The organism is Pseudomonas parafulva NBRC 16636 = DSM 17004 (assembly GCF_000730645.1).
Lineage (GTDB): Bacteria > Pseudomonadota > Gammaproteobacteria > Pseudomonadales > Pseudomonadaceae > Aquipseudomonas > Aquipseudomonas parafulva.
The window spans coordinates 1-22,310 of the sequence record NZ_BBIU01000016.1 but is presented as its reverse complement, the minus strand read 5'-3'; the positions used below and the strand labels follow the sequence as shown (position 1 = coordinate 22,310).

Annotated in this window: 21 protein-coding genes; 14 read left to right on the top strand and 7 right to left on the bottom strand. The window is 62.5% G+C overall.

What is annotated here, in order from left to right:
- The 4 genes from PPA02S_RS11625 to dksA form a co-directional block, all read right to left on the bottom strand.
- Positions 1 to 2,976, bottom strand: coding sequence for a sensor histidine kinase (locus PPA02S_RS11625; protein ID WP_028632607.1), 2,976 nt, complete (start codon positions 2,974 to 2,976; stop codon positions 1 to 3).
- Entirely contained in the window at positions 2,960 to 3,136 is a 177-nt protein-coding gene (locus tag PPA02S_RS23035; protein ID WP_003250005.1) for a hypothetical protein, read from the bottom strand. The genes PPA02S_RS11625 and PPA02S_RS23035 overlap by 17 nt, the downstream gene beginning before the upstream one ends.
- 185 nt (positions 3,137 to 3,321) lie before the next feature.
- Positions 3,322 to 4,209 carry a tRNA glutamyl-Q(34) synthetase GluQRS gene (gene gluQRS / locus PPA02S_RS11615; RefSeq protein WP_028632606.1) on the bottom strand — a complete coding sequence of 296 codons (888 nt, stop codon included), beginning with the start codon at positions 4,207 to 4,209 and terminating at the stop codon, positions 3,322 to 3,324.
- A gap of 63 nt (positions 4,210 to 4,272) precedes the next feature.
- Positions 4,273 to 4,719: an RNA polymerase-binding protein DksA gene (gene dksA / locus PPA02S_RS11610; protein WP_028632605.1), complete on the bottom strand. Its 447-nt coding sequence runs from the start codon at positions 4,717 to 4,719 to the stop codon at positions 4,273 to 4,275.
- A gap of 211 nt (positions 4,720 to 4,930) precedes the next feature.
- Between dksA and PPA02S_RS11605 the strand changes: the two genes are divergently transcribed.
- Positions 4,931 to 6,103 carry a pyridoxal phosphate-dependent aminotransferase gene (locus tag PPA02S_RS11605; RefSeq protein WP_028632604.1) on the top strand — a complete coding sequence of 391 codons (1,173 nt, stop codon included), beginning with the start codon at positions 4,931 to 4,933 and terminating at the stop codon, positions 6,101 to 6,103.
- Complete coding sequence (gene sfsA / locus PPA02S_RS11600; protein WP_028632603.1) at positions 6,103 to 6,816, top strand: DNA/RNA nuclease SfsA; 714 nt, start codon at positions 6,103 to 6,105, stop codon at positions 6,814 to 6,816. The genes PPA02S_RS11605 and sfsA overlap by 1 nt, the downstream gene beginning before the upstream one ends.
- Here the strand turns inward: sfsA and PPA02S_RS11595 are convergent.
- A complete protein-coding gene (locus PPA02S_RS11595) occupies positions 6,806 to 7,123 on the bottom strand; it encodes a Rieske (2Fe-2S) protein (RefSeq protein WP_028632602.1) in 318 nt (105 codons plus the stop codon). The two genes, sfsA and PPA02S_RS11595, sit on opposite strands and share 11 nt — an antisense overlap.
- A gap of 146 nt (positions 7,124 to 7,269) precedes the next feature.
- Here PPA02S_RS11595 and PPA02S_RS11590 point away from each other — a divergent pair, with 146 nt between their 5' ends.
- Genes PPA02S_RS11590 through PPA02S_RS11580 form a run of 3 tightly spaced genes read left to right on the top strand, consistent with a single transcriptional unit; the run spans position 7,270 to position 9,955 of the window.
- Positions 7,270 to 8,154, top strand: a complete 885-nt coding sequence (locus tag PPA02S_RS11590) for a heme/hemin ABC transporter substrate-binding protein (protein WP_028632601.1) — start codon at positions 7,270 to 7,272, stop codon at positions 8,152 to 8,154.
- A 50-nt stretch (positions 8,155 to 8,204) separates the two neighbouring features.
- Positions 8,205 to 9,188, top strand: coding sequence for a FecCD family ABC transporter permease (locus PPA02S_RS11585; RefSeq protein ID WP_161629580.1), 984 nt, complete (start codon positions 8,205 to 8,207; stop codon positions 9,186 to 9,188).
- Positions 9,188 to 9,955, top strand: a complete 768-nt coding sequence (locus PPA02S_RS11580) for a heme ABC transporter ATP-binding protein (RefSeq protein WP_028632599.1) — start codon at positions 9,188 to 9,190, stop codon at positions 9,953 to 9,955. The genes PPA02S_RS11585 and PPA02S_RS11580 overlap by 1 nt, the downstream gene beginning before the upstream one ends.
- Before the next feature lie 207 nt (positions 9,956 to 10,162).
- Here the strand turns inward: PPA02S_RS11580 and PPA02S_RS11575 are convergent, their stop codons facing one another.
- Together PPA02S_RS11575 and PPA02S_RS11570 are read right to left on the bottom strand one after the other, a co-directional pair.
- Complete coding sequence (locus PPA02S_RS11575) at positions 10,163 to 10,441, bottom strand: TfoX/Sxy family protein (protein ID WP_028632598.1); 279 nt, start codon at positions 10,439 to 10,441, stop codon at positions 10,163 to 10,165.
- 151 nt (positions 10,442 to 10,592) lie between these two features.
- Complete coding sequence (locus PPA02S_RS11570) at positions 10,593 to 12,155, bottom strand: bifunctional aminoglycoside phosphotransferase/ATP-binding protein (protein ID WP_028632597.1); 1,563 nt, start codon at positions 12,153 to 12,155, stop codon at positions 10,593 to 10,595.
- A 115-nt stretch (positions 12,156 to 12,270) separates the two neighbouring features.
- Here PPA02S_RS11570 and mrcB point away from each other — a divergent pair, with 115 nt between their 5' ends.
- The 9 genes from mrcB to msrQ all read left to right on the top strand — a co-directional run bounded on the left by mrcB (position 12,271) and on the right by msrQ (position 22,144).
- The gene (mrcB, locus tag PPA02S_RS11565; RefSeq protein WP_028632596.1) at positions 12,271 to 14,592 is read left to right on the top strand and encodes a penicillin-binding protein 1B; all 2,322 of its coding nucleotides are present in this window, start codon (positions 12,271 to 12,273) and stop codon (positions 14,590 to 14,592) included.
- Positions 14,593 to 14,619: 27 nt separating this feature from the next.
- A complete protein-coding gene (locus tag PPA02S_RS11560) occupies positions 14,620 to 15,405 on the top strand; it encodes a tetratricopeptide repeat protein (protein ID WP_028632595.1) in 786 nt (261 codons plus the stop codon).
- Positions 15,402 to 15,737 carry a YqcC family protein gene (locus tag PPA02S_RS11555; RefSeq protein ID WP_028632594.1) on the top strand — a complete coding sequence of 112 codons (336 nt, stop codon included), beginning with the start codon at positions 15,402 to 15,404 and terminating at the stop codon, positions 15,735 to 15,737. The genes PPA02S_RS11560 and PPA02S_RS11555 overlap by 4 nt, the downstream gene beginning before the upstream one ends.
- A 407-nt stretch (positions 15,738 to 16,144) precedes the next feature.
- The gene (locus PPA02S_RS11550; RefSeq protein ID WP_028632593.1) at positions 16,145 to 17,869 is read left to right on the top strand and encodes an acetolactate synthase 3 large subunit; all 1,725 of its coding nucleotides are present in this window, start codon (positions 16,145 to 16,147) and stop codon (positions 17,867 to 17,869) included.
- A gap of 1 nt (position 17,870) precedes the next feature.
- Positions 17,871 to 18,362, top strand: coding sequence for an acetolactate synthase small subunit (ilvN, locus tag PPA02S_RS11545; protein ID WP_003250040.1), 492 nt, complete (start codon positions 17,871 to 17,873; stop codon positions 18,360 to 18,362).
- Between the two features lie 58 nt (positions 18,363 to 18,420).
- Positions 18,421 to 19,437, top strand: a complete 1,017-nt coding sequence (ilvC, locus tag PPA02S_RS11540) for a ketol-acid reductoisomerase (protein ID WP_003250043.1) — start codon at positions 18,421 to 18,423, stop codon at positions 19,435 to 19,437.
- A 151-nt stretch (positions 19,438 to 19,588) separates the two neighbouring features.
- Entirely contained in the window at positions 19,589 to 20,440 is an 852-nt protein-coding gene (gene pssA / locus PPA02S_RS11535; RefSeq protein WP_028632592.1) for a CDP-diacylglycerol--serine O-phosphatidyltransferase, read from the top strand.
- Positions 20,441 to 20,519: 79 nt separating this feature from the next.
- The gene (msrP, locus tag PPA02S_RS11530) at positions 20,520 to 21,533 is read left to right on the top strand and encodes a protein-methionine-sulfoxide reductase catalytic subunit MsrP (RefSeq protein WP_028632591.1); all 1,014 of its coding nucleotides are present in this window, start codon (positions 20,520 to 20,522) and stop codon (positions 21,531 to 21,533) included.
- Positions 21,533 to 22,144, top strand: coding sequence for a protein-methionine-sulfoxide reductase heme-binding subunit MsrQ (msrQ, locus tag PPA02S_RS11525; protein WP_028632590.1), 612 nt, complete (start codon positions 21,533 to 21,535; stop codon positions 22,142 to 22,144). Before msrP ends, msrQ begins: the two co-directional genes overlap by 1 nt.
- Positions 22,145 to 22,310: the final 166 nt, after the last annotated feature.

The window sequence follows — 22,310 nt, the reverse complement described above, 5'->3', positions numbered from 1 at the left end:
TCAATTCTCTCGACGGTCTCGAATGTCAGGGGACGTCGCTACGACATGCCGGGGCAGGGTCACGCGGATCCGTGTGCCACGTTGCCGTTCGGTGTCGGCCGGGCTGTCGATGGTAATTTGTCCATAATGCTCTTCCACGATGGAATAGACCAGCGCGAGCCCCAGTCCGGTTCCCTCGCCCGGGTCCTTGGTGGTGAAGAACGGTTCGAAGAGGCGGTCCATGATGTTCTTCGGGATACCGCTGCCTTCGTCTTCGACGATCAGGTCAACGGTGTGCTCGCACGCGGTACTGCGCACCCGCACGGCGCTGCCGGGCGGCGAAGCATCACGGGCGTTGGACAGCAGGTTGATCAGTACCTGCGCCAGGCGCTGTGGGTCGCCTTCGGCCCAGTGGTCCGGGTCGCACAGGTTGAAGAACTGCACCTCGAAATTGCGCCGGTTCAGGGCCAGCAGGCCAATGGCGTCCTGCGCCACCTCCGCCAGGCACACGGGCTCCTCGCTGTTCTGGTGGCTGCCGCCCGCATGGGCAAAGCTCATCAGCAACTGCACGATGCGCGAGACACGCTTGGTCTGTTCAAGGATCTGGCTGGACAACTCGATGATTTCGCCGTCGCCTTCGCGCTCTTCGCGCAGGTTCTGGGCGAGGCAGGCAATGCCAGTGATGGGGTTGCCGATTTCGTGCGCCACACCCGCCGCCAGGCGGCCGATGCTGGCCAGGCGCTCGGAGTGCACCAGCTTGTCCTCCAGCGCCTGGGTGTCGGTGAGGTCTTCCACCAGCAGCACCAGGCCGCTGTTACCCGGGGCCAGCGGCTCGTCGATGGCAGCTTTGTGCAGGTTCAGCCAGCGCGGTTGGCCATCGAGGGCCAGGCGCTGCTTGTGCAGGTGTTCGTCGGGGACGTTGATGAAGCCCAGCAGCAACCCGCGCCAGGGTTCGTCGATGGTGATCAGGCGCGAACCCACCACATGCTTGGCGGCGATGCCGGTCAGCTCCTCCATGGCCTTGTTCCACATCAGGATCTCCTGGTCCTTGGCCAGCGAGCAAACACCCATGGGCAGCTCTTGCAAGGTCTGGCGATGGTAGCGGCGCAGGGCGTCGAGTTCGGCGGCAAGGCCGGTGAGGCGTGAGTGGTAGTCCTCGAGCCGGCTTTCGATGAAGTGGATGTCCTCGGTCACGTAGTTATCGTTACCGGACTTGTAGGGCAGGAACGTCTCGACCATGTCCTGCGCCACGCTCGGCCCCATCAGGCCTGACAGGTTGGCCTCGATGCGATCGCGCAAACGGCGCAGCGCATACGGGCGGCGCTCGTCGAACGGCAGGTACAGGTCGCGCAACGCCTGCTCCACCTCTTTTTGCGCGGCCTTGGCACCCAGGGGTTTGGCCAGCTGGGTGGCGAATTCCTGCGGGGAGGCGGCGTGCAGCTCGCGGCGCTGAGGGCGGCGTACGTTGTCCACGGCGCAGGCTTCGGCCGCGCCCATCTCCTCGTTACTGGCGTTGGTGAACAGCGAGATCAGGGTGAACAGCAGCACGTTGGCGGCCAGCGAAGCGATGGCGGCCATGTGCCAACTGGTGTCATCCAGTACGTAGATCATGTCCAGCAGCGGGATGTAGAAGCCTTGCAGGTTACCCAGCAGCGGTAACAGCATGGTGCCCATCCATACCAGGGTGCCGGCCAGCAGCCCGGCAATGAACCCGCGACGGTTGGCCGTAGGCCAGTACAGCACCGAGAGCACGCCTGGCAGGAACTGCAAGGTGGCGACGAAGGCGACGATGCCGAGGTTGGCCAGGCTCTGGTGGTTGCTCTGGGTGAGGTAGAACATGAAGCCGGCGGTGATGATGGCAACGATCAGCGCCCGGCGAGTCCACTTCAACCAGCGGTAGATGTTGCCCTCGGCCGGCGGCTGGTACAGCGGCAGTACGAGGTGGTTGAGGGCCATACCCGACAGCGCCAGGGTCGTGACGATGATCAGGCCACTGGCCGCCGACAACCCGCCCACATAGGCCAGCAACGCCAGGGCCTGGTTATTGGCAGCAATGCCTAGCCCCAGGGTGAAGTATTCCGGGTTGGTACTGGCCCCCAGGCGCAGCCCGGCCCACAGCACCAGTGGCACCGCCAGGCTCATCAGCAGCAGGAACAGGGGCAGGCCCCAGCTGGCACTGACCAGCGAGCGCGGGTTGAGGTTTTCAGTAAACGCCATGTGGTACATGTGCGGCATGACGATGGCCGAGGCGAAGAACACCAGCAGCAGGGTGCGCCATGGGCCTTCCTGCAGCGGTGTGTGCAGGGCGGCCAGGGCCGTCTGGTTCTGCAGCAGCCACACTTCCAGCCCGTGCGGGCCACCGAACACGCCATACAGGGCGTACAGGCCGATACCGCCCAGGGCCAGCAGCTTGATCACCGACTCGAAGGCGATGGCGAACACCAGGCCTTCGTGCTTTTCGCGGGTGGCAATGTGCCGTGAGCCGAAAAAGATGGTGAACAAGGTGATCAATGCACAGAATGCCAGGGCTACCCTGGCCTTGACCGGTTCACCCGTGAGGATACTGATGGAGTCCGCCACCGCCTGGATCTGCAGGGCCAGCAATGGCAGTACGCCGATCAGCATGATGACGGTGGTGAGGGCGCCCGCCCAGGTACTGCGGAAACGAAACGCCAGCAGGTCGGCCAGCGAAGACAGCTGGTAGGTGCGGGTGATCTTCAGAATCGGGTACAGCAGCACAGGCGCCAGCAGGAATGCCCCCGAAACCCCCAGGTAACAGGCCAGAAAACCATAACCGTATTGGTAGGCGAGCCCCACCGAACCGTAGAACGCCCAGGCGCTGGCGTAGACGCCCAGCGACAGGGTGTAGGTCAGTGGATGGCGGATGATCGAGCGCGGGATCAGCCCCCGCTCGCTGACCCAGGCCACGCCGAACAGCACCATGAGGTAGCCGGCGCTGATCAGGATCATCTGGGTGAGGCTAAAGCTCATCGGCATCTCGTTGGCTCTGCAGGATGAAGGTGACGACGATCAGGATCAGCCAGAGCAGGTAGGGGCGGTACCAGGCTCCGGTCGGTTCGATCCACCAGTCCATGATGGCCGGGGAGAACAGGTAGATCCCCACGACCAGAAGCAGGACCAAACGATAGATGTACATGCTGGCCTCGAGGGTTGGGCGCTGAGGGCGTGAACCTATTATTGGCGCAAATGGCTGGGCGGATGCTAGCGGGAATCGATGGTGTTAGCCAAGGGTTTGAATTTGCTGGGCTTTTTATTTCTGTGTGGCTTGCGTGTGGCGGGCCGGTCGCGGGCGAGCCCGCCCCCGCGGAACCACATGGCCGGCTAGTGTAAATCCGCTTCGGGCACCGTGGTCCGCTGCGCGATTGCCTGCGGCCGCCATTGCTCGCGGGCCACTGCCAACACCTGCGCCGGTGTGGCCAACAGCAGTTCAGGGGGCGCCTCTTGCCCCAGTGCCCGCAGCGCCCGCAGCAACAGCGGGGTGGCCTGCTCGGCCTGCAATGGCGGCGAGCGGTACGACTTGCCCAGCTTGTGCCCATCCGGCTGCACGATCAGCGGAATGTGCAGGTAGCGCGGTTGCGAAAAGCCCAGCAACTCTTGCAGGTAAAGCTGGCGCGGGGTGTTGTCGAGCAGGTCGGCACCGCGCACGATGTCGGTCACCCCCTGCCAGGCATCGTCCAGTACCACGGCCAGTTGATAGGCGTACAAGCCATCACGGCGCTGGATCACGAAGTCCCCCACCTCACGGCCCAGATGCTGCTGGAACGGCCCTTGTACCCGGTCGGTGAAGCGGTAGATCAGCTCGGGTACGCGCAGCCGGATGGCCGCGCCCTCGCGGCTGTACCCGGCGTTACGGCAAAAGCCCGGGTAGATGCCGTTGTAGCCTTCCAGCTGCTTGCGCGAGCAGGTGCAGGCATACGCCAGCCCCATGTTGAACAGGCGGTCAACCACATTGGCATAAGCCTCATGCCGCTCGCTCTGGAATACCACTTCGCCGTCCCACTCCAGGCCGTAACGCTCCAGGGTCTGCAGGATGGCATCGCGGGCGCCGGGCATTTCCCTTGGGGGGTCGGTGTCTTCCATGCGCAGCAGCCAGCGGCCGTTGACTGCACGTGCGTCGAGCCAGGAGGCGAGGGCAGCCACCAGCGAGCCGAAATGGAGAAAACCACTGGGCGTTGGGGCGAAGCGCCCAATGTATCGGGAGTCGGTCATGGTCTGGCTGGGCATATAAATGAAACAGGGCGCATGATGCGCCCTGTTCGGATGAAAAGACGGTCAGCCTTTGCCGACAGTCTTTTCCTTCTTCTCGGCAATTTCCTTGCAGTCGAAGCACAGATCGGCGGTCGGGCGGGCCTCGAGACGGCGCAGGCCGATTTCGATGCCGCAGGATTCACACCAGCCGTACTCTTCGTCCTGAATCTTTTGCAGGGTCTTGTCGATTTTCTTGATCAGCTTGCGCTCGCGGTCGCGGTTGCGCAGTTCCAGGGCAAATTCCTCTTCCTGGGATGCACGGTCTGCAGGGTCCGCGAAGTTGGCTGCCTCTTCCTTCATATGGTCGACGGTCTTGTCGACGCCGATCATCAGCTCCTGCTTCCAGCCAGTGAGAATCTTGGTGAAGTGCATGCGCATGGGCTCGCCCATGTACTCTTCGCCTTTGGTCTCTTTATAGGGCTCGACACCGTACATGGTTTGACCGGTTTTTTGCTTTTCTACGGTGGACATGAATAGACCGCCTCTCACTCATCTGATCCAATGCGCAGGATGCTCCGTCTCCGGCGACCGCCGGCCCTGCGACTGCGAGCCGCCGAACTTACCAGATACATCGGGGGTGCGCTACCCCGCCCGATCCTGCTTACTGACAGCCGCGCGAGCGGGACGTTCGATCGTTCACAGGGGTAGAATCTGCAGTTTAGTCTGCAATTGAGAGAAGGACATGGCTCACCCCTACAGTGCGCGCAGCCGCGCCATCGAACCCTTCCATGTCATGGCGCTGCTGGCTCGGGCCAACGAGCTGCAGGCAGAGGGCCATGATGTGATCCACCTGGAGATCGGCGAGCCGGACTTCACCACGGCCGCCCCCATCGTCGCGGCCGGCCAGGCGGCCCTGGCAGCGGGGCATACCCGCTACACGGCGGCCCGTGGCCTGCCCGCACTGCGACAGGCCATCGCCGGCTTCTATGGCCAGCGTTACGGCCTGAGCATCGACCCCGAGCGCATCCTGATCACCCCAGGCGGTTCGGGTGCTTTGTTGCTGGCCAGCAGCTTGCTGGTAGACCCCGGCAAACACTGGTTGCTGGCAGACCCGGGCTACCCCTGCAATCGCCACTTTCTGCGCCTGGTCGAGGGCGCGGCGCAGCTGGTGCCCGTGGGGCCAGAGGTGAACTACCAGTTGACGGCGGGGCTGGTGCACCAGCATTGGGACGAGAACACGGTGGGCGCCCTGGTGGCGTCGCCTGCCAACCCTACGGGTACAGTGCTGGGCCGTGACGAACTGGCCAGCCTGGCCGGTGCCACACGCGAGCGCCATGGGCACCTGGTGGTGGACGAGATTTACCATGGCCTGACCTACGGTATGGATGCCGCAAGCGTGCTGGAGGTGGATGACTCGGCGTTCGTGCTGAACAGTTTTTCCAAATATTTCGGTATGACCGGCTGGCGCCTTGGCTGGCTGGTGGCGCCGCCGGCGGCCGTTGCCGACCTCGAGAAACTGGCGCAAAACCTCTACATCAGTGCGCCCAGCATGGCTCAGCATGCGGCACTGGCATGTTTCGAACCCGAAGCCCTGGCCATTTTCGAAACGCGCCGCGCCGAGTTTGCCCGCCGGCGGGATTACCTGCTGCCGGCATTGCGTGAATTGGGCTTCGGCATTGCCGTTGAACCCCAGGGCGCGTTCTATCTGTACGCCGACATCAGTGCGTTCGGTGGGGACGCATTCGCCTTCTGCCGGCATTTTCTGGAAACCGAGCACGTCGCTTTCACGCCGGGGCTGGACTTTGGTCGCCACCTGGCCGGCCATCATGTGCGCTTTGCCTACACCCAGAACCTGGCGCGTCTGGAACAAGCCGTGCAGCGAATCGCCCGTGGCTTGCAGAGCTGGCAAGGCTGATGCGGTTTTCTCCAGCACTCGAAGAAGGCCGCCTGCTGCGCCGCTACAAGCGGTTTCTGGCGGATATCGAAACAGCCAGTGGCGAGCTGATGACCCTCCACTGCCCGAACACGGGCTCGATGCTCAATTGCATGGGTGAAGGTGGGCGGGTGTGGTTCAGCCGCTCCAACGACCCCAAGCGCAAGTTGCCAGGCACCTGGGAAATCAGCGAAACACCCCAGGGCCGCCTGGCATGCGTGAACACTGGACGCGCCAACGGGCTGGTGGAAGAGGCCCTGCGTGCAGGCACCATCGTGGAACTGGCCGGGTTCACCGCCTTGCGCCGGGAAGTGGCCTATGGCGACGAGGGCAGCCGCATCGACTTTCGCCTGGAGTTTGAAGGCGCACCGGCCTATGTCGAAGTGAAAAGCGTCACCCTGGGCTACCCCGACAGTACAACGGCGGCGTTCCCGGACGCGGTGACCCAGCGGGGTGCCAAGCATCTGCGCGAGCTGGCCACCCTGGCACGGCAAGGCATTCGGGCGGTGCAGTTTTATTGCGTCAACCTGACCGGCATTGATGCGGTGCGCCCGGCTCGGGAAATCGATGCAGCCTACGCCGAAGCGCTGCAGGCGGCGGTAGCCGCCGGGGTGGAGGTGCTGGCCTATGGCACGCGCCTGGATGCCGAGGGCATTGTCATCGACCGGCGCCTGCCGGTGCTGCTCACACCTTGAGCCAGATGCCCTGGCTGTTTTCCACGCAGCCCAGGGCTTGCAATTGCTCGCCCTCGCAGGGCCCGGCCACGCATTCGCCGGTTTCGATCAGAAACAGTGCGCCATGGTGCGTGCAATAGATAAGGCTGGCACTGTCATCGAGGAAGGTCTCCTTGAGGCTGTTGAGCGGTATGCCCCGGTGCGGGCAGTTGTTGCGGTACAGGTAGACCTGGCCTTGTCGTCGCACACCCAGCAACAGCAGGTCGTCTACGCTGAAAGCGCGGCTTTGGCCTTCGGCCAGGCCTTGGGAGGGGCAAAGGTAATGCATGGCGAAAAGCTCGTGATACAGAAGGTGGCTTGACGCTTCAATGCGAACCATTATCAAATGGCCCGTTCTCACTGCGTCCGGCCGCCTATGGTGCGCAGTAATGCCCCGCGCTACAAGGCGTGTGGCCAGCCTTTGAAAGGAAACCGATGATGCGCTTTCTATTTGCTCCGCTCGCCCTGTGCGCTGGCCTTGTGCTTTCTGGCCATGGGCTGGCGGCTGAATTGCCCCAACGCTGGGTGAGCGCTGGTGGGGCCTTGAGCGAGTGGATCAGCGCACTGGGCGGAGAGGCACACCTGGTGGGTGTGGATACCACCAGCCAGCACCCGCCGTCGTTGAAGGCGCTACCGAGTGTAGGGTATCAGCGGCAGTTGTCTGCTGAAGGCATCCTGAGCCTGCGCCCGGATGTACTGGTGGGCACCGAAGAAATGGGACCGCCGCCGGTGCTGACGCAAATCCGCAAGGCCGGTGTGCAGGTTGAGCTGTTTTCAAGCAAGGCTGAGGTACAGGCGGTGGACCAGAACCTCGCGCGGCTCGGCCAGTTACTGGGTGCGCAGGCACAGGCGCAGGCCTTGGCGGCAAACTACCGTCAGCAGCTCGATGCCCTTCACGCGCAGGTGCGTGACGCCCAGGCCGAGCGGCCGGCACCAGGTGTGTTGCTGTTGGTCGGGCATGCCGGGGCCAAGCCGCTTGTTGCAGGGCAAGGCACTGCGGGGGACTGGGTACTGACTCAGGCGGGCGGGCGCAACCTGGCAGAACACCAGGGTTACAAGAACTTTTCCAACGAAACGCTGGCGGCCCTGGACCCGGATGTGATCGTGTTCTCCGATCGCGCGCTTGCCGATGAGCAGGCTCTACAAGCCTTGCTGAAAGAAAACCCGGCACTGGCCGCTTCACGCGCTGTGCGTGAGAAACGCCTGGTGTCATTGGACCCGACCTTGCTCGTGGGAGGGTTGGGGCCGCGCCTGCCAAGCACGCTGCAGGCATTGGCTACCTCGTTCTACCCGGCAACTCCAACCCCCTCCAACCCATGAGGCCGCGTGTTCGGCCCCGCACCTTGTTCGTCTGCCTGGGCGGGCTGTGCCTGCTCTCGGTGTGGCTGTCCCTGGCGCTGGGGCCTGTCAGCCTGCCCCTGCTGGACACCCTGCGCGCGGGCCTGCGCCTGCTGGGTTTGCCTATCGCCGAGGACGGTTTGCAGCAAGCACAGATGATCCTTGGGCAAATCCGTGTACCGCGTACCCTGCTCGGCCTGGCAGTAGGTGCAGTACTGGCATTGTCGGGGGTCGCCATGCAGGGGCTTTTCCGCAACCCGTTGGCGGACCCGGGGCTGGTGGGTGTGGCGGCGGGTGCTGCGGTAGGGGCGGCGGTGGCCATCGTCGGTGGCAGTTGGTTGGGGGGCATGCCAGAGGCGCTGGCCCCATACCTGCTGTCGCTCTGTGCGTTTCTGGGAGGGCTGGCCGTCACTGCACTGGTATATCGACTAGGGCGACGCGACGGTCAGACCAGCGTGGCCACGATGTTGCTGGCCGGCGTCGCGATGACGGCGCTCGGGGGGGCTGCCGTGGGGCTGTTCAGCTACCTGGCAGACGACGCTACCCTGCGCACCCTGACGTTCTGGAACCTTGGTAGCCTCAATGGCGCCAGCTACGAGCGGGTGTGGCCGTTGCTGCTGGTGGCTGTCGCCGTGGCGGCGTGGTTGCCGCGCCGGGCCGGGGCGCTCAACGCATTGCTGCTGGGTGAGTCGGAGGCTCGCCATTTGGGTATCGATGTGGAGCGGCTGAAGCGCGAGCTGGTGTTCTGTACGGCGCTGGGCGTCGGGGCAGCCGTGGCTGCGGCGGGGCTGATCGGGTTCGTTGGGTTGGTTGTGCCGCACCTGGTGCGGCTGCTGGCAGGGCCGGATCACCGCGTGGTGTTGCCCGCTTCACTGCTGGCAGGCGGTGTGCTGATGCTGCTGGCCGACCTTGTTGCGCGGCTGTTGCTCGCCCCAGCGGAACTGCCCATCGGCATCGTCACCGCCTTTATCGGTGCGCCGTTTTTTCTGGTTCTGCTGATTAGGGGGCGCACCTGATGCTGCAAGTCGAGGGCCTGTACCTGCGCCGGGGCAACCAGCCGGTGTTGCACGGCATTGACCTGCAGTTGCTGCCTGGGCAAGTGGTCGGTGTACTCGGCCCCAACGGTGCCGGCAAGAGCAGCCTGCTGAGCGTGCTGTGCGGCGAACTTCAGCCTGACCGTGGCCACGTGACTTTGCAGGGAAGGGCGCTGGGCGACTGGCCTGGGCAGGCTCGCGCACAACGGCTGGCCGTGTTGCCACAGGTCGCCAGCCTGGACTTTGCCTTCAGGGTGGACGAAGTGGTGGCCATGGGGCGACTGCCCCACGCGACCGGGCAGCGCCGAGACGCGCAGATCGTCGAGGCAGCGCTGCAGGCTGCAGATGCATTGCACCTGCTCGATCGCAGCTACCTGGCGCTGTCGGGCGGCGAGCGCCAGCGGGTGCACCTTGCTCGGGTGCTGGCGCAATTATGGCCGGGGCAGGACGGCGCCACCCTGTTGCTCGATGAACCCACATCGATGCTCGATCCCTTGCACCAGCACACCACGCTGGATGCGGTGCGCCGCTTCGCCGACCAAGGGGCGGCAGTGCTGGTGATTCTGCACGACCTCAACCTGGCGGCGCGTTACTGCGACCGCATCCTGTTGTTGGAGCAGGGGCGCTGCCATGCATTCTCCACGCCGCAGGCCGTGCTGACACCGGCCGCATTGAAGGCGGTATATGGGATCGACGTGCTGGTGCAGGCGCATCCTGAGCGGGGGCATCCCCTGATCATTGCCCGGTAGGTGATTGATCCGTTGCCGGGTAGGCAGCTTTGAAAAATCCTGGGCAAAAAAAGACCCGGCAAAGTGCCGGGTCAATAACCGTGATTAGCCTGATGAGGAGATAATCTGAGAGTCCGAACCAGGGGCTCTGAGGTTATCCAACCAGTCTCGCGACCAGTTGTGATAATCATAACGATTCTCATTACAGCGTCAATCCCCTTTCTGCGATTATTTTGCTTTTTTTTGTGCGGGGGCCTTGGCATCCAGTTGGCGGTTGAGGGCTTCCTTGCGTTCAGGGGGCAGGTCGTTCCAGTGCATGTCCAGCAAAGCCCCCTCGATGGCGTACAGCAGCACCTTGGATGCACGAAAACCTCGTGTCTTTACCGCTTGATATGCGCCAACTGCACCGAGCCTGCGCAGGTCGGATACGCTGTGGATGCCGGCTGCATGCAGCCATTGGGCAGAGGTTTTGCCAAGGTTTTTCAGGTGCTGCAACTCATCGTTCATCAAGCCTCCTTGCGATGGCTGAACGGGTCCTGTGGATAAATCGCGAGCAGGTCAATGAGCAGTGTAGCGGGGGATGAAAAATGCGCGGCCTTTTGCCAAGGCTGCGTGGGATGCCTCGCCGGCATCGGTACCGGCGAGGGGCATTGGGCGGTTAGAGCCCTGGCAGGCGCTGGCGGATCTGCTCGATCACCTGGTCCATGCTGCTGCCAACCTGTGTATCGACGGGCATGCTGTGCCCGGCTTCCTGGGCGTCCAGCGGCTCGCGGCTGGCCTGCTGGGCCTTGATCACCTCCAAGGTGGCGTCCGACGGGTCGCTGGCATCGGCCTGGCGCTGTTGCAACCAACTGGCGATCACCGCATCCGGGGCCTGGCAATCCAGGATCAGCAACGGCACGCCGGTCTGGCTGGCCACCTCTGCCGCAGCCTGGCGTTGTTCGCGCTTGAGGTAGGTGGCGTCCAGTACTACCGGGAAACCTGCACGCAGAATGGTGGCGGCCAGCTGGTGAAGGCGCTGATAGGTGGCTGCACTGGCCCCCTGATCATAGATGCCGGCGCTCAGTTGGCCGGTAGACGCCTGCTGCTGTTCACCGAACAGGCGCTTGCGTTCTACGTCCGAGCGAACACGCACGGCACCGAGGGCTTCGACCATGCGCATGGCGACGTGACTTTTGCCCACCGCCGATACACCGTGGGTGATGGCCAGCATGCGCGAAGGGATGGCGCTGTAGCTTTCGGCCAGGTTGGCGTAATTGCGGTAGGTGCGCAGGGTGGTTGCGCGCTGCACGCCGGTGGCATCGGCAGGCATGCTGAACAAGGCGACCTTGGCCCTTACCAGCGCACGGTAGGCTTTGTAGAAATTAAGCAGTTCCAGGCCTTCGTAATCGCCGGTCAGCTCCAGGTACTGGCTGATGAAGCGCCGCGCCAGGCTCTTGAGCCCACGGTCCTCAAGGTCCATGGCCAGGAAACCGGTATCGGCATAGACGTCGGTCAGGCGGAAGGGCTCGTTGAACTCGATGCAGTCGAAAATCACCACCTTGCCGTCGATCAAGGTGGCATTGCCCAGGTGGATATCGCCGTGGCACTCACGGATGAAGCCATTGGCCTTGCGCTCCTCCAGCAGGCCGTGCAAGCGATCAAAGCTGCTGCGCGCCCAGGCTTGCAAGGCGTCAAGCTGCTGCAGGTCGGCCGCGTCACTCAGGAACGGGCGAATCTGCTCGAAGTTCTGTTCCACGGGCGCCATGACGCTGTCTGGGGTGCCCAGTGGGTGATCAACCGGTACCCGTGGGGCTTGCAGGTGGAATTCTGCGATTTGACGGGCCATCTGGTCGATGTGTTCGGCGGTCAGTTCGCCATTGGCTTGCAGAGTGGACAGCATCTGGCCTTGGGGGAACTGGCGCATTTTCAGTGCATATTCGATAGCCTGGCCTTCCCCGCCCAGGTGGGGGGCCTCGGCAGAGCCGGTGATGGGCAGCACGTCCAGGTACAGGCCTTCGGTCAGGCGCTGGTTCAGGCGCAATTCTTCGTTACAAAAATGCTGGCGCTGGTCCAGGCCGGTGAAATCGAGAAAGCCGAAGTTCATCGGCTTCTTGATCTTGTAGGCGAACTCGCCGGTGAGCAGCACCCAGGAGATATGCGTCTCGATGAGTTGGAACCCCTCCACGGGGTGGGGGTACAGGGCGGGGTTCTGCAGCGCATTGATCAGGGCTTGGCTCACGGGCAATCCTTCCGGGGGCAGGGAATTCGAATGCGCCATTATGGTCAATGGTGCCGTCCCTGCCTACCGCCGGGCCGTCTGCCCAGCCTCCGTAAAGTGCGTATAATCCGCCGCCATGACTCGAACCCGAAATCCCCGTACCCCTCAAAAACGCCCGACCGGCCGCTCCCGTGCCTGGCTGGGCTGGGCCTTGAAGCTCAGCCTGGTGGCCCTGGTGATCGTCGCCGGCTTCGCGGTTTACCTCGATGCTGTCGTCCAGGAAAAGTTTTCTGGCAAGCGCTGGACGATCCCGGCCAAGGTGTATGCCCGGCCACTGGAACTATTCACCGGGCAGAAGCTGAGCAAGGACGACTTCCTGACCGAGCTCGATGCACTGGGCTACCGGCGTGAAAGTGCCGCCAACGGCCCCGGCGCGGCAGCGGTCAACGGCAACACCGTCGACCTCAATACCCGTGGCTTCCAGTTCTATGAGGGGATGGAGCCTGCACAGTTCGTGCGGGTGCGGTTCTCCGGCGACTATGTGGCGGGCCTGTCCGGCGCCAACGGCAAGGCCGTTGACGTGGTGCGCCTGGAGCCGCTGATGATCGGTGGTATCTACCCGAAAAACCTCGAAGACCGCATTCTGATCAAGATCGACCAGGTGCCCAAGTACCTGGTCGAAACCCTGGTGGCCACCGAGGACCGCGACTTCTACAGCCACTTCGGTGTCTCGCCCAAGTCCATCGCCCGGGCCATGTGGGTCAATACTTCGTCCGGCTCGATGCGCCAGGGCGGCAGTACCCTCACCCAGCAGTTGGTGAAAAACTTCTACCTCACCAGCGAGCGCAGCCTGAGCCGCAAGCTCACTGAAGCCATGATGGCCATGCTGCTTGAGCTGCACTATGACAAGCGTGAAATCCTCGAGGCCTACCTCAACGAGGTGTTCGTCGGCCAGGACGGCCAGCGTGCGGTGCATGGGTTTGGCCTGGCCAGCCAGTTCTTCTTCAGCCAGCCGCTGTCGGAGCTCAAGCTGCACCAGATCGCGCTGCTGGTCGGCATGGTCAAAGGGCCGTCCTACTACAACCCGCGCCGTTACCCGGACCGCGCACTGGCCCGGCGTAACCTGGTACTCGACCTGGTTGCCGAACAAGGTGTAGCCAGCCAGGCCGAAGTGGATGCCGCGAAAAAGATGCCGTTGGGTGTGACCGCACGCGGCAGCCTGGCCGACAGCTCGTTCCCGGCCTTCCTGGACCTGGTCAAGCGCCAGTTGCGCCAGGATTACCGCGATGAGGACTTGACCGAAGAAGGCCTGCGGATCTTCACCAGCTTCGACCCCATCCTGCAGATGAAGGCCGAAACCTCGATGAACGAGACCTTCAAGCGCCTGGCCGGGCGCAAGGGTGCCGATGAGGTGGAGTCGGCGATGGTGGTCACCAACCCGGAAACCGGTGAGGTGCAGGCGATGATCGGCAGCCGCCAGGCGGGCTTCGCTGGCTTCAACCGGGCGATCGATGCGGTGCGCCCGATCGGCTCACTGGTCAAGCCGGCGGTGTACCTCACCGCGCTGGAGCAGCCCAGCAAGTACACGCTCACCAGCTGGGTGCAGGACGAGCCGTTCTCGGTCAAAGCCGCCAACGGCCAGGTATGGCGCCCACAAAACTACGACCGGCGTCCACACGGCACCATCTACCTGTACCAGGGCCTGGCCAACTCCTACAACCTGTCCACCGCCAAGCTTGGCCTGGAAGTAGGCGTGCCGAACGTGATCAAGACCATCGGTCGCCTCGGGGTGGATGTTGACTGGCCAGCATTCCCCGCGATGCTGCTGGGCGCTGGCGGCATGTCGCCGGTGCAGGTGGCGACCATGTACCAGACCATTGCCAACGGTGGCTTCAACACGCCAATGCGCGGTATCCGCAGCGTGCTCACGGCTGAGGGCGAACCGCTCAAGCGCTACCCGTTCCAGATCCAGCAAACCTTCGACCCGGCGGCCATCTACCTGGTGCAGAACGCCATGCAGCGGGTGATGCGCGAAGGTACTGGCCGCTCGGTGTACAACACCCTGCCGCGCACGCTGACCCTGGCCGGCAAGACCGGTACCAGTAACGATTCCCGTGACAGCTGGTTCTCCGGTTTCAGCCAGGACCTGCTGGCGGTGGTATGGATGGGCCGTGACGACAATGGCAAGACCCCGTTCACAGGTGCCACGGGTGCGCTGCAGGTGTGGACCAGCTTCATGAAGAAGGCGGACCCGCTGCCTCTGGACATGCCCCAACCCGACAACGTGGTGCAGGCGTGGATCGACCCCAACAGCGGCCAGGGGTCGGATAGCAGCTGTCCGGGAGCGGTGCAGATGCCGTATATTCGCGGGAGCGAACCGCCCGCCGGCGCGGCCTGTGGCGGCGAGCAGAATCCGGCTGAGTCGGTCATGGACTGGGTCAAGGGCTGGATGAATTAAGCACAGGCTGCATTGAAGAGGTGTGACGTGAACAAGTGGCTGTTTCCTGCCGTGACGGCGCTGGCAGTGCTCCAGGGGTGCGCCAGCGTCCCGCGTGGCAATATCCCGGTGGTCGATTCCAGTACCCGCGTATCCAATAGCGAACGCGTCACGGCCAAACGCCCGACCGGCGGCTACAACGCGGGCACCGCGCAAGCGCAAACCCTGCCTGAAGACTCCGGGGTCACCGTGATGATCCCGCAGGGCGCGGGTGCCTCCGGCATCCAGACCTTCCCAGCCTCCAACGGCGCAGCGCCCATCAGCACCGGGCCTGTTTCGGCAGGGCCGATCACTTCGGAGCCGGCTGCCTCGGCGCCCGTGGCCACCGACCCCAACCCGATCGCCGACGAGCCGTTCGACATCGCGTCGATGAGCGCCCCCAAGGCCAGCAGCGCGCCGACCGGCATCCCGCGCAGCAGTACCAGTGGCGGGCTTTCGGCTGACGAGCAGTTGGACGGCCCCGTACTGGCCTTGCTGACCACCGCCCAGTCGCAGCAGGGCAGCGGCGACTTCAACGGCGCCGCCTCGAGCCTGGAGCGGGCGCAGCGCATTGCACCGCGCGAGCCGCAGGTGCTCTACCGCCTGGCGCAGGTGCGTCTGTCGCAGGGGGATGCGGCGCAAGCCGAGCAGCTGGCCCGTCGCGCCCTGACGTACGCCAATGGCCGCCCCAGCCTGCAGGCCGAGTTGTGGAACACCATTGCCCAGGCCCGCGACAAGCAGGGTGACAGTGCCGGTGCTGCATTGGCGCGGCAGAAAGCGCGGGTGAGTTCGTGACAGTCGAGCAGCGGGTGCTCGACATCGCTGATCACCTGATGCTGATCGAGCGCGAAATGCAGGTGCAGGGCTGGTGGGGCGATGAAGCGCCGAGTGACGAGGCACTGGAGAGCACGGTACCGTTCGCCGTCGATACCCTGAGCTTCGAGCAGTGGATGCAATGGATTTTCCTGCCTCGCATGAAGATCATCATCGAGCTGGGCCACCCGCTGCCCAACGCCTCGGGCATTCTGGTAATGGCCGAAACCGTGTTTGCCGACCGGCCCGAGCAAAGCCGGGAGCTGCGCCGGCTGCTGGCAGTGTTTGACCAATTGATCGCTGCTAAAGCCTGATTTCTTCCAATTTTCCTTCAAGGGCCGCAGATTGTGGCCCTTTTTTGTGGAAATCTTATTATTTCTGCTGCTTAAGAGATTTTTAGTGGTGGCAGGAATTCATCTTGAGGAAAAATTGGCAATAATTTTTCTTGACTTGTAGGCGCTTAATCACAAGAATCCAATCTCCGCTTTAGAGGGACTGCCAGAAGCAGACCCGCTGAGCAGATCATGAGGCGCACACCCGCGCCGACCTGTTACACCCCGCAACGCGTTACCTCGCGCTGGGTGGGAAAACCCCGCAACACTCTGGGGGCTCCCAATACTTGCTCAGTCAGTGCTGACGTTCGCTCATGCTCTGCTTGGCAGTAAACCTATTAAGACCCGCCCGGTTGGGGCGGTATTCTGGCGTTTTAGAGGTGAACAACGTGGAGCTTTTATCTGGCGCTGAGATGGTCGTCCGCTTCTTGCGTGACGAAGGCGTTAAGCACATCTACGGGTACCCTGGTGGTGCTCTCCTGCATGTCTATGACGCGCTGTTCAAAGAACCGGAAGTCGAGCACATCCTGGTTCGTCACGAGCAGGCGGCCACCCATATGGCGGACGGCTACGCCCGCGCCACCGGCAAGGCCGGCGTGGTGCTGGTAACGTCCGGCCCGGGGGCGACCAATGCCATCACTGGCATCGCCACGGCCTACATGGACTCGATCCCGATGGTCATCCTGTCTGGCCAGGTGCCCAGCACCATGGTCGGTACCGATGCCTTCCAGGAAACCGACATGATCGGTATCTCGCGGCCTATCGTGAAGCACAGCTTCATGATCAAGAACCCCACCGAGATCCCGGAGATTCTGAAAAAGGCGTTCTACCTGGCGCAATCCGGTCGCCCAGGCCCGGTCGTGGTCGACATTCCAAAAGATATGACCAACCCGGCTGAAAAGTTCGAGTACGTCTACCCGAAGAAGGTCAAGCTGCGCTCCTACAGCCCGGCCGTCCGTGGGCACTCCGGGCAGATCCGCAAGGCTGCTGAAATGCTGCTGGCGGCCAAGCGCCCGATCGTCTATGCCGGTGGCGGTGTGATTCTGGGTGGTGGCTCTGAGGCCCTGACGGAAATCGCCAAGTCGTTGAACCTGCCGGTCACCAACACCCTGATGGGCTTGGGCGGCTTCCCGGGTACCGACCGCCAGTTCCTCGGCATGCTCGGTATGCACGGCAGCTTCACGGCCAACATGGCCATGCACAATGCCGACGTCATCTTTGCAGTCGGTGCGCGGTTCGACGACCGTGTGGTCAACGGCCCGGCCAAGTTCTGCCCGAACGCCAAGATCATCCACATCGACATCGACCCTGCCTCGATCTCCAAGATGATCAAGGCCGATGTGCCTATCGTAGGCCCGGTCGACAGCGTGCTGGGCGAAATGCTCGGTATCCTCAAGGAAATCGGCGAGCAGCCTGACAAGGCCTCGCTGGACGCCTGGTGGAAGCAGATCGACGAATGGCGCGGTGATGGCGAACTGTTCCCGTACGACAAGGGCGATGGCAACGTCATCAAGCCGCAGAAGGTCATCCAGACCCTGTGCGAAGTGACCAACGGCGATGCTTTCGTGACGTCGGACGTGGGCCAGCACCAGATGTTCGCTGCCCAGTACTATCGCTTCAACAAGCCTAACCGCTGGATCAACTCCGGTGGCCTGGGCACCATGGGCTTTGGCTTTCCGGCGGCGATGGGCATCAAGCTCAACTTCCCGGACCAGGACGTGGCCTGCGTTACCGGTGAAGGCAGCATCCAGATGAATATCCAGGAGCTGTCCACCTGCATGCAGTATGGCCTGCCGGTCAAGATCGTGAACATGAACAACGGCGTGCTGGGCATGGTGCGCCAGTGGCAGGACATGGCCTACAACGGTCGTCACTCCCACTCGTATGTCGAGTCGCTGCCTGACTTCATCAAGCTGGCCGAGGCCTATGGCCACGTGGGTATCCGCATCACCAGCCTGAAGGACCTCAAGCCCAAGCTCGAGGAAGCCTTCGCGATGAAGGATCGCCTGGTGTTCATCGACATCGCGATCGACCGCAGCGAGCACGTCTATCCGATGCAGATCAAGGATGGCTCGATGCGTGACATGTGGCTGAGCAAGACGGAGCGTACCTGATATGCGGCATATCATTTCCCTGCTGCTGGAAAACGAACCCGGTGCCTTGTCCCGTGTGGTCGGCCTGTTCTCCCAGCGCAACTACAACATCGAAAGCCTGACCGTGGCGCCGACCGAGGACCCGACGTTGTCGCGTCTGACGCTGACCACCGTTGGCCATGATGAAGTGATCGAACAGATCACCAAGAACCTGAACAAGCTGGTCGAGGTGGTCAAGCTGGTCGATCTGTCGGAAAGCGCCCATATCGAGCGCGAACTGATGCTGGTCAAGGTCAAGGCCACCGGTGCCCAGCGTGCCGAGATCAAGCGCACCACGGATATCTTCCGTGGCCAGATCGTCGATGTCACTGCCAGTGTGTACACCGTGCAACTGAGTGGGACCAGCGACAAACTGGACAGCTTCATCCAGGCCATCGGCACCGCATCGATTCTCGAAACCGTGCGCAGCGGCGTTACCGGCATCGCCCGTGGCGACAAAGTGCTCAGCATCTGAATTCAACAACAAATTAGCGATGGCTCCGCAGGGGCCGAGATATAACCAGGGGTATTTCATGAAAGTTTTCTACGATAAAGACTGCGACCTTTCCATCATCCAGGGCAAGAAAGTCGCCATCATCGGCTACGGTTCCCAGGGCCACGCACAAGCGTGCAACCTGAAGGACTCCGGTGTAGACGTTACCGTCGGTCTGCGTAAAGGTTCGGCTACCGTTGCCAAGGCTGAAGCCCACGGCCTGAAAGTTGCCGACGTTGCCACCGCTGTCGCTGCGGCTGACCTGGTCATGATCCTGACCCCGGACGAGTTCCAGGGCGCGCTGTACAAGAACGAAATCGAGCCGAACATCAAGAAGGGCGCTACCCTGGCCTTCTCCCACGGCTTCTCGATCCACTACAACCAGGTTGTTCCGCGTGCAGACCTCGACGTGATCATGATCGCGCCGAAGGCACCGGGCCACACCGTGCGTTCCGAGTTCGTCAAGGGCGGCGGTATCCCTGACCTGATCGCCATCTACCAGGACGCCTCCGGCAATGCCAAGAACGTTGCCCTGTCCTACGCTTCGGGTGTAGGTGGTGGCCGTACCGGCATCATCGAAACCACCTTCAAGGACGAGACCGAAACCGACCTGTTCGGCGAGCAGGCTGTTCTGTGCGGCGGTACCGTCGAGCTGGTCAAAGCCGGTTTCGAAACCCTGGTCGAAGCAGGCTACGCGCCTGAAATGGCCTACTTCGAGTGCCTGCACGAACTGAAGCTGATCGTTGACCTCATGTACGAAGGCGGCATCGCCAACATGAACTACTCGATCTCCAACAACGCCGAATACGGTGAGTACGTCACCGGCCCGGAAGTCATCAACGAAGAATCCCGCAAGGCCATGCGCAATGCACTCAAGCGCATCCAGGACGGCGAATACGCGAAGATGTTCATCTCCGAAGGTGCTACCAACTACCCATCGATGACCGCCAAGCGCCGCAACAACGCCGCTCACGGCATCGAAATCATCGGCGAGCAACTGCGTTCGATGATGCCGTGGATCTCGGCTAACAAAATCGTCGACAAGACCAAGAACTAAGGTTTGTCGAATGATTAAAAAACGCGGCCTCGGCCGCGTTTTTTCGTTCTGGCAGCCAGCTTCTGGTATAAAGCAGACCAGTGGCCTGCCGTCAGAACCTGTTTAGCAGGCCCGTGTCGAACCTTTTCCACCCTGTTGCAAGGTACCCTCCATGAGCGAACGTCCCGAAGAGCCGAACAAGCCCTCCGACGCCGAAAGCCTGCTACCTGTCGATGAGCACGTTGAAGAAGGGCATGACGCCGAAGGGCGCAAGGTGCGCCACCGTGGCATCTACCTGCTGCCCAACCTGTTCACCACCGCCAACCTGTTTGCCGGTTTCTACTCCATCATCAGCTCGATGAGCGCCCAGAGCGCGCTCAGTGCCGGTGACCCGCGCGAAGCGAGCAAGTATTTCGCATTCGCCGCCATCGCGATTTTCGTCGCCATGGTGCTTGACGGCCTCGATGGCCGCGTGGCCCGCATGACCAACACACAAAGCGCCTTTGGCGCCGAGTATGACTCGCTGTCCGACATGGTCGCCTTCGGCGTGGCCCCGGCACTGCTCGCCTTCGGCTGGGCACTGGGTGACATGGGCAAGGTCGGCTGGATGGTCGCCTTCATCTATGTGGCCGGCGCTGCGCTGCGCCTGGCGCGCTTCAATACACAGGTGGGCACGGCCGACAAGCGTTACTTCATCGGCCTGGCCAGCCCGGCGGCTGCAGGTGTGGTTGCCGGTACCGTCTGGGCTTTCAGCGACTATGGTATCCAGGGCTCCAAGCTCTCGTTCCTGGTGGCGCTGCTGGTGGCTGCTGCTGGCATGCTGATGGTGAGCAACATCAAGTACAACAGCTTCAAGGAACTGGACCTGAAAGGTCGTGTGCCATTCGTGGCCATCCTTGCCGTGGTGCTGGTGTTTGCCGTGGTATTCAGTGACCCGCCGCGCATTCTGTTGCTGATCTTCCTCGCCTATGCCGCCTCGGGGCCAATCCAGTTCCTGCTGCGGGCACGCCGGCGAAAGGCGTGACAAACATTTAATGATGGAATAACCCTCCGGCTCCATAGTCCTACTGGTACATCCGTTATCCAGTACTGTGGAGCCGCTCATGCTTATCAAGCTTCCCAGGTCTTCCGAGTGCAAGGCATCGGAGATCACACCCGAAGGCATCTACCTTTCTCGTCGTGCGCTTGTCGGCGGTTCGCTGGCTGGCTTGGCCCTGGGCGCTTTGCCGCGCGGCGCGAGCGCGGCCGAAGCCTCGCGCTATGCCGATGTCCAGGCCGGAAGCGCGCCAGGGTGGTTCACCGACAAACTGCCCGATACCCGCTGGCAGGCAGTAACGGCTGACGCAGAGGCGATCACGCCTTACAAGGACGCCACCCATTACAACAACTTCTATGAGTTCGGCCCTGACAAGGGTGACCCGGCGGCCAATGGCGACAGCCTGCAAACCGAGCCCTGGAGCATCGTGGTCGATGGCGAGGTGGCCAAGCCTGGGTGCTATGCACTGGAAGACTTCGTCAAACCCTACCAGCTCGAGGAACGTATCTATCGGTTGCGCTGCGTGGAGGCATGGTCGATGGTCATACCCTGGCTGGGCTTTCCGCTGGCCCAGATACTCAAGCAGGTGCAGCCAACGTCCAAAGCGCGTTTCGTGCGCTTCGAAACACTCAAAGACCCGGAGCACATGCCTGGGCAGCGGTCCGGCTTCGCCCTGATCGACTGGCCTTACAGGGAAGGGCTGCGCCTGGATGAGGCAATGCACCCGCTGGCGATTCTTGCGGTCGGCATGTACGGCCGTGAGCTGCCCAACCAGAACGGTGCGCCTCTGCGCCTGGTGGTGCCGTGGAAGTACGGTTTCAAGAGCATCAAGTCGATCGTGCGTATCAGCCTGGTAGCCGAACAGCCGGGCACCACTTGGGAAGGGCTCGCACCCGATGAATATGGCTTCTACGCCAACGTGAACCCCACTGTGGACCACCCTCGCTGGAGCCAGGCACGTGAACGGCGGCTGCCCAGCGGGTTGTTCAGCCCGAATGTACGGCAGACACAGATGTTCAATGGTTATGCCGATGAAGTGGCGTCGTTGTATGCCGGGCTCGACCTGCGGAAGAACTACTGATGCGCTACCCCTGGTTACGCCTGGCCATTTTCGCGGTGGGTTGCCTGTTCCCGGGTTGGTGGCTGTATGAGGCAGCGATGAACCTGCTGGGCCCTGACCCAGGCAAGATCTTGATGGACCGTCTTGGGCTTGGTGCGCTGACATTCCTGCTGGTGACGCTGAGCATGACGCCCCTGCAGAGAATCACCGGTTGGGCGGGCTGGGTGGTGATCCGGCGACAGTTGGGGTTGTGGGTATTTGCCTACATCGTGTTGCACGTGCTGGCGTACCTGTTCTTCATCTTGGGGCTGGACTGGGGGCAGCTGGCAGTTGAGCTGCGCAAACGGCCCTACATTATTGTGGGTACGCTCGGGTTCATTGGGCTGCTGGCGCTAGCGGTTACCTCGAACCGTTACAGCCAACGCCGGCTGGGCGCCCGCTGGAAAAGGCTGCACCGCTCGGTCTATGTGATACTCGGCCTGGGGCTGCTGCACTATTTGTGGATCGTGCGTTCGGACCTGAGGGAGTGGGCGATCTATGCATGTGTGGGCGCCTTGCTGATGGTATTGAGGGTTCCTGTGGTTTCCAGGGTTCTGCCTCGGGTTGTGCGGGGGCGGGGCAGGGGTGGGTGACGGCGTGCAGGTGGCCGCCTCAGCCCGGCTACAACCGTTATTATTCCAATACACCGAAATAAACGGTTGACGCCCTCTCGAATCACCTTATAATGCGCCCCACTTCCAGCGACAACGGAACGCAAAACTCCTTTAGATTCAATGAGTTAAGCGATTAACGGGGTTA